This is a genomic window from Sphaerisporangium sp. TRM90804, from assembly GCF_029846175.1.
Taxonomy (GTDB): domain Bacteria; phylum Actinomycetota; class Actinomycetes; order Streptosporangiales; family Streptosporangiaceae; genus Sphaerisporangium.
Genome location: NZ_JARWAC010000017.1, coordinates 1 through 13556, shown reverse-complemented (window position 1 = coordinate 13556; position 13556 = coordinate 1). Strand labels below are relative to the sequence as shown.

The window sequence follows — 13556 nt, the reverse complement described above, 5'->3', positions numbered from 1 at the left end:
GCGCGTCACCGCGCCGCGCGAGAGCTCTCGTATCTCGCTGTACGCCGGGCCGCCTCGCGGGGCCCGACGCCAAGTCCTATTTGTGGTCATCGACGAGCCGCACAGCCGGTCCCGGCTCGCCGCCGCGAACGTCGCGGTCCAGGTCGAGCGGGTCGGCGGTTGCACCGGTGCGTACGTCGAGCGGCCCCTGCGCCAGCCTGGTCACCTCGGGGGGTGACGGCGGCGCGAACTCGGCCACACGACGCAGACCCGTGAGCACGTCGTCGGGTCGAACGGCAGGCGTGACGTGCCGGACGACCATACGCAGTATCGCACATGGCCGGCCGGGCTCCCGGCCCGCCGCCGCATCGGCTGATTCATGGACCGTCAGGGCGACGACGGCCTCCCGCGCGTCGAAACGGCGCAGGCCCTTCTTGGTGAGGCGTTCGACCTCGACACGGTCTTCGGCCAGGAACCGCTCGACCGCCGGCGTCACGTCGGCGGGCTCGGCTCCGGGGAGGCGAAGCTCCCAGACCGAGGACTCCAGCCTGTCCGCCAGGCTGCCGACGCGTGCCTCGACGACGTCCAGCACGTCGAGACCGGGGGGCAGCGACGAGTCGAGGTCGGCGCGTAGCCGCTCGGGGTCGTACGTCGTCACGACGCCGATCTCGAGGTACTCCGCCTCGCTGGCCACCCCGGTGGGGGCGGCTCCGGCGTAGGAGATCTTCGGATGGGGGCTGAATCCCGCGCTGAAGCCGACCGGGATTCCGGCCCGGCGCACCGCTCGTTCGACGGCGCGCGAGATGTCTCGATGGCTGGTGAACCGCAGGCGGCCACGCTTGGCGTACCGCACCCGAAGGCGCTGCACCACTGGCGCGGGCGGGGGCCCATCAGGAACAGGGTTCTTCAGTTACGTCATCCTTCCTGTGTCGAGCGTCGGTCGTCTTCCCAGAATAGGGGCCGCCGCAATGCCGCCCGCCCGTCGCGGGCGGGCCGGCCGGGGGCCGCCGTCCCGGTGGCCTGTCAGGTCAACGGCTACGGGACGTGTTTGCTTCCTTCCGGGCGGTCAGACGACCGTCAACGGCAGAAGTTTCCTTCCGGTCGGGCCGATCTGGATCTCGGTGCCCATGGTGGGGCAGACGCCGCAGTCGTAGCAGGGGGTCCACCGGCAGTCCTCGACCTCGCCGCCGGAGACGGCGTCCTGCCAGTCCTGCCAGAGCCACTCGCGGTCGAGGCCGGCGTCGAGGTGGTCCCACGGCAGGACCTCGACCTCGTCGCGCTCGCGGACGGTGTACCAGTCGACGTCCACGGGCAGCCCGGACAGCGCCTGCTCGGCGCAGGACATCCAGCGCTGGTAGGAGAAGTGCTCGCTCCACCCGTCGAAACGGCCGCCGCTCTCCCACACGGCCTTGATCACCCCGCCGACCCGCCGGTCGCCCCGGGACAGCAGGCCCTCCACGATCGACGGCTGCCCGTCGTGGTAGCGGTAGCCGATCGCCTTGCCGAACTCCTTGTCGGAGCGCAGGGCGTCCCTGAGCTTCTTCAGCCGGGCGTCCACGGTCTGGTGATCGCACTGGGAGGCCCACTGGAACGGGGTGTGCGGCTTGGGCACGAACCCGCCGATGGAGACGGTGCAGCGGACGTCGCGCGAGCCGGTGGCCTCGCGGCCGGCCTTGATGACCTTCTTGGCGAGGTCGGCGATGCCCAGCACGTCCTCGTCGGTCTCGGTGGGCAGGCCGCACATGAAGTAGAGCTTCACCTGCCGCCAGCCCTGGCCGTACGCCGCGGTGACGGTGCGGATGAGGTCTTCCTCGGTGACCATCTTGTTGATCACCTTGCGCAGGCGCTCGGAGCCGCCCTCGGGCGCGAACGTGAGGCCCGAGCGACGGCCGTTGCGCGACAGCTCGTTGGCCAGGTCGATGTTGAAGGCGTCCACGCGGGTGGACGGCAGCGACAGGCTGACGTTGCCGCCCTCGTAACGGTCGGCCAGGCCCTTGGTGACCTCGGCGATCTCGGAGTGGTCGGCGCTGGAGAGCGACAGCAGGCCGACCTCGTTGAACCCCGACTCCTTGATGCCCGCCTCGACCATGTCGCCGATCGTGGTGACCGACCGCTCGCGCACCGGGCGGGTGATCATGCCGGCCTGGCAGAAGCGGCACCCGCGAGTGCAGCCGCGGAAGATCTCGACGCTGAAACGCTCGTGCACGGTCTCGGCGAGCGGGACCAGCGGCTTCTTCGGGTAGGGCCACTCGTCGAGATCCATGACGGTGTGCTTGGACACCCGCCACGGCACACCCGAGCGGTTGGGCGCGACACGCTTGATGCGCCCGTCGGGGTGGTACTCGACGTCGTAGAACTTGGGGACGTAGACGCCGCCGGTGGAGGCGAGGCGCATCAGCACCTCATCGCGCCCGCCGGGGGCGCCCTCGGCCTTCCACTCGCGGACGACCTCGGAGATGGCGATGGCGATCTGCTCGCCGTCGCCCAGCACCGCGGCGTCCAGGAAGTCGGCGATCGGCTCGGGGTTGAAGGCGGCGTGGCCGCCCGCCAGCACGATCGGGTCGTCGTCGCCGCGGTCGGCGGCGTACAGCGGGATGCCGGCCAGGTCGAGCGCGGTCAGCAGGTTGGTGTAACCCAGCTCGGTGGAGAAGGACACGCCGAGCACGTCGAACGCCCGCACCGGCCGGTGACCGTCGACGGTGAACTGCGGCACGCCGTGCTCGCGCATCAGCGCCTCCAGGTCGGGCCACACCGCGTAGGTGCGCTCGGCCAGGGTGCCGGGCAGCTCGTTGAGGATCTCGTACAGGATCTGCACGCCCTGGTTGGGCAGGCCGACCTCATAGGCGTCGGGGTACATCAACGCCCAGCGGACGGTGGCCTCGTCCCATTCCTTGACGGTCGAGTTCAGCTCACCCCCCACGTACTGGATCGGCTTCTGCACGGCGTGCAGGAGCGGTTCCAGGCGGGGGAACACCGATTCGACAGACATGCGACCAAGGGTAGTTCCTGCCCGCCGCGGCTCGCGCCAGCGCCCCCGGCCACCTGGGGCCATCGACCCGGCACGCGGAGGGGCGCCGCGGCTAGAACTGCCGATCTCGAATGTGGACGGCTTGCAGGATCCCGATGGCGATCATGTTGGCGAACGTGGCGGTGCCGCCGTAGGAGACGAACGGCAGCGGCACCCCGGTGATGGGCATGATGCCGATGGTCATGCCGATGTTCACGAAGATCTGGAAGGCGAACCAGCAGACGATGCCGCCGACCACCAGCGAACCGAACCGCTCGTCGCAGTTCCTGGCGATGCGCAGCCCCCGGATGAGCACCAGGCCCAGCAGTGCCACCACGGTGATCGAGCCGAGGAACCCGAACTCCTCGCCGACGACGGTGAAGATGAAGTCGGTGTGCTGCTCGGGCACGAACCGCCCGCTGGTCTGGCCGCCGTGGAACAGCCCCTTGCCGAACAGCTCCCCCGAACCGATCGCGATCAGCGACTGGGTGCTGTTGTAACCGGCGCCGCGCGGGTCGGTGGCGGGGTCGACGAACGCGGTGAACCGCGCCACCTGGTACGGCTTGAGCAGCCCGAGGAACCACACCGCGAGCGCCGTGGCCGAGGTCAGCACGGCCAGCAGGACGATCCAGCGTTTGCGCAGCCCCGCGAAGACCACCACCGCGCCGGTGATGACCAGGAGCACGACCGTGGTGCCGAAGTCGGGTTGCAGCATGACCAGGCCGATCGGGATGGCGGCGGCGGTGAGCCCGAGCAGCAGGTCGAGCGGGCGCGGGCCCTCGGTGCCGGTGGCGGGCTCGGCGAGCAGGGCGCCCAGCATGAGCACCAGCGCCGGTTTGGCCAGCTCGGACGGCTGGACCGCGAAGCCTCCGCCCAGCAGGATCCACGAGTGCGACCCGTTGATCGTCGACCCGACCGGCGTGATCACCAGGAACAGCCCCAGCAGCGCCGCCCCGTACACGGCGGGCGCGTAGAGGCGGAGCATGCGCTGGTTGGCCAGCGCGGCGACGCCGCACAGCACCCAGCCGATCATCAGGTTGAGCACGTGCTTCTTGACCATGCCGGTCGGCGCGCCCGCCGCCCATGTGCGCGTCGAGGACCACACCAGCAGCGCGCCGATGACCGACAGGGCCATGACGGCGACCAGCAGGATGCCGTCCACCCGCCACACCGCCGACTGCGCGCCCATGGCCCTGCGGACGAGCGAGCGGCCGCGCGGTGCCACCGCCTGGTTCACTCCACCACCGTCCCGTCCGGCCTGATCTTCGGCAGCCGTTTGACCGGCTCACCGCCGGGCAGCGCCGCCTTGCCCTTGATGCCGTATATGCCCTCGTAGATGGCCCGCGCCGCGGGGGCGGCGGTCATGCCGCCCTGGCCGCCCTGGGACACGGTGACCACGACCACGAACCTCGGGTCGCCGACCGGAGCGAACGACGCGAACCACGAGGTGTCCTCCTTGCCGTAGACCTCCGCGGTGCCCGTCTTGCCGCCGATCTTCACCACGTCCATGGGGAACCCGCTGAACGCCCCGGCCGCCGTGCCGTCGGAGGTGACCTCGCTGAGCGCGGCCCGGATGTAGTCGCGTGTCCTGTCGTCCACCGGGAGCCGGCCCACCACCGGCGACTTGATCTCCTCCACGTGCGTGCCGTCGGGGCGGATGACCGCCTTGGCGATCCGCGGGCTGCGCAGCGTGCCGTCGCCGACGAGCGCCGCGTAGGCCACCGCGAGCTGCAGCGGGGTGACCAGCACGTCGCCCTGCCCGATGGACAGGTTGGCGGCCTCGGCGGCCTTCCACTCGAACCCCTCCAGGCAGTTCTCGTTCGCCAGCCTCTTCAGGTACGCGGCCCGGCCGGGGTCCTTCTTGGCCACCTCCGGGTAGCCGGTCTTGGAGCGGAGGCAACTCGTGTGCTTGGTCGCCGCCCACATCGCCTTCTTCGCCGCCCGGCCGGGGATGCGCCCGGCCACCTCGCCGGGCAGGTCGATGCCGGTCTTCCTGCCGAACCCGAACGCCTCCGCGGTGCGGGTCATCGGCTCCTTGGGGCGCTTTACCGGCCGCAGGCCGCCGTCGCGCAGCCACATCTCGTAGGCCGCCCGGTAGAAGACCGTGTCGCACGACCTCACCAGCGCCGTGTGCAGGTCGATGGTGCCCATGCCGATGCCGTGGAAGTTGTTGAAGGTCGTGCCGGCGACGTTGAAAGAGCCCGGGCAGTCGTACTTGCCCTTCAGCGGGTAGCCGTCCCTGACCATCGCCGCCATCGACGACACCTTGAAGGTCGAGCCGGGGGCGTACATGCCGTGCGTCGCCCGGGAGACCAGCGGAAGCCCGGCCTTCTCCGACAGCAGCCGCTGGTACTCGGCCTCGGCGATGCCGCCCGCCCAGACGCCCGGGTTGTAGGTGGGCATGCTGCCGAGCGCGATCACCCCGCCGGTCTTCACGTCCAGGACGACCGCGGCGGCGCCGTCGGCCCTCGGCGCGTTCTTCATCGCGGCGGCCAGCGCCTCGTCGACGACCCTCTGCACGTTGACGTCCATGTGGGTGACCAGGACGTCGCCGGGGACCGGGGAGGTCTGGCGTTCCACGCCGAGCACCTTGCCCATGCGGTCGACCTGCACCCGGCGCAGGCCGGACTTGCCGCGCAGGGCCTCGTCGTAGACGTACTCCAGGCCGTCCCTGCCGACCAGGTCGACGCCGGAGAAGTTCGCCTTGAGCGAGGACCGCTTCCGCAGCTCCTCCTCGGTCACCGGCTGCAGGTAGCCGAGGGTCTGGGACGCGCCCGTGCCCAGGGGGTAGTCGCGCACGGGCTGCACCTCGGCGGACACGCCGGGGAAGTCCTCCTGACGCTCCAGGATCTGCAGCGCCTCGCGCGTGCTGACCTTGTCGTCGAGCGGGATCGGCGAGTACAGGGAACCGGGCCAGCAGGGACGGCTGACCATCGGCCCGCAGGCCCGGATGCGCTCGCGCAGTTCCCTGACCGGACGGCCGAGCACGGTCGCCAGGCGTCTCAGCACGGCCGCGCCGCCGTCGTCCATGCGCTCCAGCGCGGCGCGGTCGATCGACACGACCAGCGCGGTGCGGTTGCGGACCAGGGGCCGCCCGGCGGCGTCGAGAATCGGGCCGCGCACCGCGGGCACGATGACGTCGCGGGTGCGTGTCTCGGTGGCCGCCGCGACGAACTGGCCGCCCCGCACGACCTGCACCTGCCACAGCCGCACGGTGAGCGCCGCGAGCATCGTGAGTACGACGAACTGGAGCACCACCAGCCTGGCGCGGACCCGGATCACACGCGCCTCCTGACCGGGTAGGCGCCGGTCGGCACGGCCTTGCGCCGGGGACGCTCGCGGGAGAACCGCGACACCGCCCAGAACGCCGCCGCCGCCACGGCCAGGTTGTACATGACCAGGGACGGCCACAGCGCCGCGAGCGCGCGCGTGCCGACCCGGGGGTCGCCCATCAAGGCCCCCACCCCGGCCGACAGCAGCGGCGCGAGCATGATCGCGGCGATCACCACGATCGCCGAGGAGCCGGGCGCGCGTTCACGGGCGCGCCCCACGGCGTAGCCGACCAGGCAGAACACCAGGGCGTACTGCCCCATCACGTGGGCGGAGGGCGGCAGCAGGTCGGCAGCCAGGCCGATGACGAAGCCGATCACCGCCCCGCCCACCGCCCCGCGCGCCAGCGCGAAGAGCACGACCACGAGCAGCACGAGGTCGGGGCCGCCGCCGCCCGGGAGCGGCAGCCGGTTCACGACGGTGACCTGCACGATCATGACCAGGCCGACCAGCAGCACCGCCACCATCGCTCGGATCACGTCCTCATGTCCTCTCGCCGGCCTGGTCACGCTTCCTTTCGTCCCGGTCGTCCCCCGTGCCGTCCCTGGCCCGCCCGCCGTCGCGTGCCCCGGCCGGCTCGTCGCCGTCGTCACGGCCGCGCGCCGGGGCCGGCCGCACCGGCGGGGTGCCCGGCCGCTCGTCATCGCGCGGCGCCCGCCCCTGCCCGCGGCGGGGCGGCGGCGAGCCGGAGTCGGACGCGGCACCGGGGGACGGGGACGGGGAGCCGGCCCGCGGAGCGGGCGGGGCGGTGGCACGCGCGCGCGCCGCGGCCGGAGGCGGCGGGGGAAGCATCGAGTCTCGGGGGTCGCGCTGCGGGGCCCGTACGACCACGCCGACGACGTCGAGGGCCGTGAAGTCGACGAACGGCTTGGCGTACGCGACGCGGGTGAGCTCGCCGGGCGTGGCCTCGACCCGCTGGACGACGCCGATCGGCAGGCCCGGCGCGTACGGCATGCCGTTCTGCGACCCGAAACTGACGAGGCGGCGGCCGACCGCGAGGCTCACCGTCGAGTCGAGCAGCCGGAACCGCACGAAGCGCCCCTGCGCCGGCACGCCGAGGCCGGTGACCACGCCGATCTCGTTCGTGCCCTCCACCCGCCCTCCGGCCGAGGAGGCCGGATCGGTGAGCAGCACGACGGTCGAGCTGGACGGGCCGGCGCGCACCACCCGGCCCACCAGGCCGTCGCCGTTGAGCACGGTCATCTCCGACCGCACGCCGTCGCCGGAGCCGGCGTCGATCTCGACGGCGTCCTCGAAGCCGGGCGCGCCGCGCCTGGCGATCACCTGGGCGGGGACCACGCGGTAACCGCCGAGGCCGGACAGCCCGAGCGTGCGCGACAACTCGGCGGACCTCTGACGGTCGAGCGTGCGGGCGGCGAGGTCGCTCCTCAGCCGGGCGTTCTCGGCCCGCAGCGCCTCGATGCGCCGCTTGGCCTCCGGAGCGGACGCGAAGGTGTGGAAGAAGTCGCCCACGGGGCTCACCACGGCCGTGCCGGCGCGCTCGGCGACGCCGAAGACCGACGACCCCGCGGTGTGGAGCGGCCCTAGCAGGGAGTCGCCGCGCTGCCGGTGGTCGATGGTGATCAGGACGAGTGCCGCGGCCAGCAGGACGCCAAGGATCAACCGCCCACGGCGGGTATCCCTCATCAGTGTTTCTGCCCCATCAATGTCTCGGTTCCGGCACCAGCACCTGCTGCAGGACCTCGAACTCCTCGACGCACTTGCCCGAGCCCAGCGCCACGGAGTCGAGGGCGTTCTCGACCAGGTGGATCGGCATGCCGGTCTCGTCGCGGAGCCGGTCGTCCATGCCCTTGAGCAGGGCGCCGCCGCCGGTGAGCGCCAGGCCGCGGTCCATGAGGTCGCCGGACAGCTCGGGAGGGCACTTGTCGAGCGTCGACTTCACGGCGTCGATGATGCTCTTGAGGGGCTCCTCGGTGGCCTTGCGTATCTCGTCGGCCGACACGACGATGGTCTTCGGCAGGCCGGTGACCAGGTCGCGGCCTCGGATCTCGGCGTGGCACTCGTCGCTGTTCGGGCAGGCCGACCCGATGGCGATCTTGATCTCCTCGGCGGTGCGCTCCCCCAGCATCAGGGAGTACTCCTTCTTGGCGAACGCGATGATCGCCTGGTCGAGCTCGTCGCCGCCGACGCGGATCGACTGGCTGGTGACGATGCCGCCCATCGATATGATCGCCACCTCGGTCGTGCCGCCGCCGATGTCGACCACCATGTTGCCGGTGGGCTCGTGCACGGGCAGCCTCGCGCCGATGGCCGCGGCCATGGGCTCCTCGATGATGTAGACCCTCCGGGCGCCCGCCTGGTAGCCGGCCTCCTTCACCGCGCGCTGCTCCACGCCCGTGATGCCACTGGGGACCGCGACGATGATGCGGGGCTTGGCGAAGTGACTGCGCTTGTGCACGCGCTGGATGAAGTACCGCAACATGCGTTCGGTCACGTCGAAGTCGGCGATCACCCCGTCTTTCAGGGGGCGGATCGCCACGATGTTGCCGGGCGTGCGGCCAATCATTCTCTTGGCCTCGATGCCCACCGCAACGATCTTGCCGGTGGTGGTGTTGATGGCCACCACCGACGGCTCGTTGAGCACGATGCCGCGCCCGCGCACGTAGACCAGAGTGTTGGCCGTGCCCAGGTCGACGGCCATGTCACGGCCGAGGAACGCCAGCTTGCTGCCCATGGGGAAGGAAACCTTCCTTCAGGTTGATGCGAGAGATTACGATTCGCATTCGAATCGTAACGTGACGTACCCACTCCTGCTGGCAACGAGCCGCGCGCCTGGGGAAAAAGTTGTCGGACTTCTCCGGCTCCGACCCTGCCCCACCTGCTCTTATACCCTCCCGGCATCCCCGCCCGCCGCGGCGGCGCGGTGCACGCGAAAGGCCCCGGCGCGGGTGCCGCGCCAGGGCCTTCACATGGGGCTCAGTGCTCAGAAACGGTCGGGAAAGAAGATCTTGACCTCGCGCGCGGCGGAGTCGGTCGAGTCGGAGCCGTGCACGATGTTCTCGCCGATCTCCAGGGCGTTGTCGCCGCGGATCGTGCCGGGGGCCGACTTGACGGGGTCGGTGGCGCCGGCGAGGGCGCGGAAGGCCTCGATGGCGCGCGGGCCCTCCAGGACCATGGCCACCAGAGGGCCGGAGGTGATGAACTCGACCAGCTCGCCGAAGAAGGGCTTCTCCGAGTGCTCGGCGTAGTGCGCCTTGGCGGTCTCGGCGTCGAGCGTGCGGAGGTCCATGGCGACGACCTTGAGGCCCTTGCGCTCGACCCGGGCGATCACGTCACCGATGAGGCCGCGGCGGACACCGTCGGGCTTGATCAGGACAAGCGTGCGCTCGGACACGGAAATCTCCTTCGTTGTGGTCGCCGGGTCGCGTGGACGTCCGGCAAGAGAGGGGAAGCGTGTGCGCAGCTTACCGGGCGGCGGCGCCGCCGCCGTCCTCCCGGTCGGTGCTCTCGGGCGACGGGGTGGGGGCCGGCACGGCCGGAGCCCTCGCCCCGTCGCGCCGCTTCGCGGTGTCCTCGTCGCCGGCCTCACGAGGCCCGGGCACCGGGCCGGGCCCGGCCGGCCCGGGCGGCTTGGAGCGCCCGGACCCAGAAGCGGCCGGCAGGGCCGGCATTGGCGCCGTGGACGGCGCGGCGGGCATCGGCCGGGTTGCGGGCGCCGACGTGCCGGGAAGCGGACCGGCGGGATCGTCGGTCGACAGGGCCGGAACCTCGGGCCGCACGCCCGAGGCCTGCCCGGGGTCCGGAGCGTGCGAGGCGGTGGCCGGCGTCTCGCGTCGCCGGCCCGGGGCGCGCCGCCGCAGCGCCGCGCCGAAGAGCAGCACAAGCACCACGACCGCCCCGGCGAGCAGCGCCGTGACGTGCAGGGCGCTGACGAAGCCGTCGACCATCGCCTGGGAGGTGACCAGGCCCGACGAGCTGGCGGCACGCAGGGCGCCGACCTGGATGCCGGTGCCCAGCAGGAAGCCGCTCAGCACCGCGGGGAAGCACAGGCAGAGCCCGAAGAGCGCCGCCCCCGGGCCGGTGGACCGCAGGGCGGAGGTGACCGCGATCGCCGCGCCGGCGGCGAGCAGCACGAACGGGGCCAGGAGCGGGGCGCCGGTGGCCGCCGGGAGGAACAGGCGGACCGCGCACAGCCCGGCTACCAGCGTGACCAGGCCGACGTAGACGGTCTTGGGCGCGAGAGCCTGGCTCACCCGCCCGGCGCCCCACGCCGCGGCGAACGCCGTCACGGCGGCGAGGGCGAACGGCGCCCACATGCCCGACAGCCCGGGACCTCCCAGGCCCCGCAGCTCGACGTACGTCACCTGGGCGGCCGTGGGCAGCACCGCGAGGCCGACGGCGACCATCGTGAACGCGAGCAGCCGGTCGCCCGGCCCGGCTCCGGCCGCCGAGGCGGTTGCGAGCAGCACCGCGACCGCGACGGCCGCGGCGACGACGATCAGCCCCGGCGGCCAGTCCAGGGTGGTGCCGAGGGCGAGCAGGGCGATGCCGGCGGACGGCCCGGCCGTGAGCGCCAGCTCCCCGCGCCTGGCGGGCCGGCCGTCGGTGTGGAACGGGCCATCAGGCCCGGCCTGCGACCCCGCGGACGCCGCGCCGGACGCCGCGCCGGGGATCGCGGGCGACGCCTCGGCGGTGCGGGACAGAAGCAGGTGGACGGCGGCGAGCGCCAGCGCCACCCCGGTCACCAGTGGATAGGGCTGCAGCGTGACGCGCCACGAGGTCGCCTCGTCGAGCGGCCAGAGCGCCAGAGCCTGGGCGGCCAGCAGGCTGACGGACAGCGCCCCGGCCCAGACCGTCACCAGCACTCGCCGCGCGGGGCCGGAACGTTCCCACCCGGCCGCGAGCGTGGCCGGCAGGAGCATCCCCGCGCCGACGCCGTGCGCGACCCTCAGGGCCGCGACCGCGAGCGCCGAGTCGGCGAAGCCGCCCGCGACGTCGGCGGCGGCGAGCAGGGCGAGCCCGGCGACCAGGATGGGCGCGGGCCGTACCCGGCGCAGCGCCGCGGCGGCGAACGGGACCGCGCACAGCATGGCCGGAAGCGCCAGCCCGTGCGCCCGCAGCATGCCGACGCCCGCCACGTGCGGAGGCAGCAGGGCCCCCACCACGGAGATGGTGTTGGGAACGGTGACGGCCGCCAGCGGCAGCGCGAGAATCGTCAGCAGCCCGACGACGAGGTCGAGCGCGAACGGCAGACGACGAGCCCGGTCGAGGCTCGCGGGCCCGGCAACGGGAGCAGGGGGGACGGCCATAGTGGCCGACCTTAGCGTTAAGTCACGCCCTCGACACGGCGAGCGACGAAGATTGCCGTGATCCACAGCGCGGCGAAGATCACGCCGAGGAAGAACATGATCGGCACGAGGAAACCGGTGGCGATGGCCAGCACCTGGAGCACGCTCCCGGCGATGTAGGCGAAGGGCCGCTTCAGCAGGCCCGCCACGACGACACACGCCAGCGCCAGGCCGACGCCGACGGACACCGCCACGGCGGGCTCCACCTCATTGATCATGATCGCCACGGGCGTGACCAGCGCCAGCACGATGGCCTCCATGCCCAGCACGCTGGACCCGAGCCGCCGCATGCCCGGGGTGACGACGAAGTTCACCGCGCCGCCCCCGTGTCACCGATCTCCATGGTCACCCTTCCTCCTCCTGTGCCCGGAGCGGCCGCCGAGCCGGCCGCGGTGGCCGGGGCCGTCATCGGCGGTCGGCCTTCAGCAGTGTGCGGGCGTCTCCGGCGGTGACGACGGAGCCGGTGATGAGCACCCCGGTGCCGCTGAACTCGCCGGCGGCCTCGGCCAGGCCGATCGCGAGGTCGATGGCGTCGTCGACGCGGGGCGCCTGGTGGACGCGCTCGCTGCCGAAGATGTCCTCGGCGAGCGCTCCCAGCTCATCGGGGCTCATGGAGCGCGGTGAGGAGTTGCGGGTGACGACGATCTCCTCCGCGATGGGCTCCAGGAGCTCGAGAACGCCGGCGACGTCCTTGTCGGCCGCCATCGCGACGACCGCGACGACCCTGTTGAACCCGAACGACTCCTCCACCGCCTCGACCAGAGACATCATGGCGCCGGGGTTGTGCGCCGCGTCCACCAGCACGGTGGGGCTGCGCCGCACGACCTCCAGGCGCCCCGGCGAGGCGACCGCCGCGAACGCGGCACGCACGAGATCGGCGTCCAGAGGGTCGCCGCCGCCGGTGAACGCCTCGACGGCGGCCAGGGCGCAGGCGGCGTTGCTCGCCTGGTGCTGCCCGTAGAGGGGAAGAAAGACGTCCTCGTAGACGCTCTTGAGGCCCTGCAGCCGGAGCATCTGGCCGCCCATGGCCAGCTCGCGGCCGGCGACGCCGAACTCCAGCCCTTCCCGGGCGACCGTCGAGCCGGTCTCCGCGGCGCGGCGCATGAGGATCTCGGCGACGCTCACCGATTGCTGGGCCAGGATCGCCATCGAGCCCGGCTTGATGATGCCGGCCTTCTCGCGGGCGATGGCCTCGACGTCGGAGCCGAGGTAGTCGACGTGGTCGAGCGAGACGGGCGTGACGACGGCCACGGCGCCCTGAGCCACGCTGGTGGAGTCCCAGGTGCCGCCCATGCCGACCTCGATCACGGCGACGTCGACCGGCGCGTCGGCGAACGCGGCGTACGCCATGGCGGTGAGGGTCTCGAAGAACGACAGTCGCCCCTGCTGCTGGTCGACGAGTTCCAGGTAGGGCCGGACGTCCTCGTAGACCTCGACGAACCGTTCCTCGCTGAGCGGCTCGCCGTCAAGCGTGATGCGCTCTCGTATGGACGTGAGGTGCGGGCTGGTGAAGCGGCCGACACGGAGGTTGCGCTCCCGCAGCAGCGTGTCGATCATGCGAGCGGTGCTGGTCTTGCCATTCGTGCCGGTGATGTGCACGACCGGATAGGCCCTCTGGGGCTGACCCAGCAGATCCATGAGGATGTTGATGCGGTCGAGCGTGGGATCGATGTCCCACTCCACACCCCGATGCAAGATCGCTTCTTCGACGGCCTGGTATTCCACACCTGCAGCCTACTGACCAGGCACCCCGGCCCACGCCGCGCCCAAGCCTCCTGTGGACAACCCGGTCGAACGGCTGTCGAACGCGAAAAGGGCCGCCCACACCGTGGACGGCCCTCAACACACGACCAGCGAACAGGAACAACGCGAGGGAGCCACCCACAATCCGTGGACGGCTCCCTCGCGTCACCTGTCATTCAAAATTTTGT

General features: G+C 72.0%; 11 protein-coding genes. All 11 read right to left on the bottom strand.

Features of this window, described 5'->3' with window-relative positions:
- Window positions 1–76: 76 nt before the first annotated feature.
- The gene (locus PYR91_RS22090) at window positions 77–850 is read right to left on the bottom strand and encodes a TIGR03936 family radical SAM-associated protein (RefSeq protein ID WP_279782371.1); all 774 of its coding nucleotides are present in this window, start codon (window positions 848–850) and stop codon (window positions 77–79) included.
- A 195-nt stretch (window positions 851–1045) separates the two neighbouring features.
- Window positions 1046–2968 carry a TIGR03960 family B12-binding radical SAM protein gene (locus PYR91_RS22085; protein ID WP_279782368.1) on the bottom strand — a complete coding sequence of 641 codons (1923 nt, stop codon included), beginning with the start codon at window positions 2966–2968 and terminating at the stop codon, window positions 1046–1048.
- Window positions 2969–3059: 91 nt separating this feature from the next.
- Window positions 3060–4223 carry a rod shape-determining protein RodA gene (gene rodA / locus PYR91_RS22080; RefSeq protein ID WP_279782367.1) on the bottom strand — a complete coding sequence of 388 codons (1164 nt, stop codon included), beginning with the start codon at window positions 4221–4223 and terminating at the stop codon, window positions 3060–3062.
- Window positions 4220–6268: a penicillin-binding protein 2 gene (gene mrdA / locus PYR91_RS22075; RefSeq protein WP_279782366.1), complete on the bottom strand. Its 2049-nt coding sequence runs from the start codon at window positions 6266–6268 to the stop codon at window positions 4220–4222. The genes rodA and mrdA overlap by 4 nt, the downstream gene beginning before the upstream one ends.
- Window positions 6265–6795 carry a rod shape-determining protein MreD gene (gene mreD, locus PYR91_RS22070; protein ID WP_279782365.1) on the bottom strand — a complete coding sequence of 177 codons (531 nt, stop codon included), beginning with the start codon at window positions 6793–6795 and terminating at the stop codon, window positions 6265–6267. Before mreD ends, mrdA begins: the two co-directional genes overlap by 4 nt.
- Window positions 6796–6799: 4 nt before the next feature.
- The gene (gene mreC / locus PYR91_RS22065; protein WP_279782363.1) at window positions 6800–7963 is read right to left on the bottom strand and encodes a rod shape-determining protein MreC; all 1164 of its coding nucleotides are present in this window, start codon (window positions 7961–7963) and stop codon (window positions 6800–6802) included.
- 16 nt (window positions 7964–7979) lie between these two features.
- Entirely contained in the window at window positions 7980–8999 is a 1020-nt protein-coding gene (locus PYR91_RS22060) for a rod shape-determining protein (protein ID WP_347943389.1), read from the bottom strand.
- Window positions 9000–9260: 261 nt separating this feature from the next.
- Window positions 9261–9671, bottom strand: a complete 411-nt coding sequence (gene ndk, locus PYR91_RS22055) for a nucleoside-diphosphate kinase (protein WP_279782360.1) — start codon at window positions 9669–9671, stop codon at window positions 9261–9263.
- A 70-nt stretch (window positions 9672–9741) separates the two neighbouring features.
- The gene (locus PYR91_RS22050) at window positions 9742–11586 is read right to left on the bottom strand and encodes a hypothetical protein (protein WP_279782358.1); all 1845 of its coding nucleotides are present in this window, start codon (window positions 11584–11586) and stop codon (window positions 9742–9744) included.
- Between the two features lie 17 nt (window positions 11587–11603).
- Window positions 11604–11939, bottom strand: coding sequence for a DUF4233 domain-containing protein (locus tag PYR91_RS22045; protein WP_279782356.1), 336 nt, complete (start codon window positions 11937–11939; stop codon window positions 11604–11606).
- Window positions 11940–12030: 91 nt separating this feature from the next.
- Window positions 12031–13350, bottom strand: coding sequence for a bifunctional folylpolyglutamate synthase/dihydrofolate synthase (locus PYR91_RS22040; protein ID WP_279782355.1), 1320 nt, complete (start codon window positions 13348–13350; stop codon window positions 12031–12033).
- Between the last annotated feature and the right edge of the window lie 206 nt (window positions 13351–13556).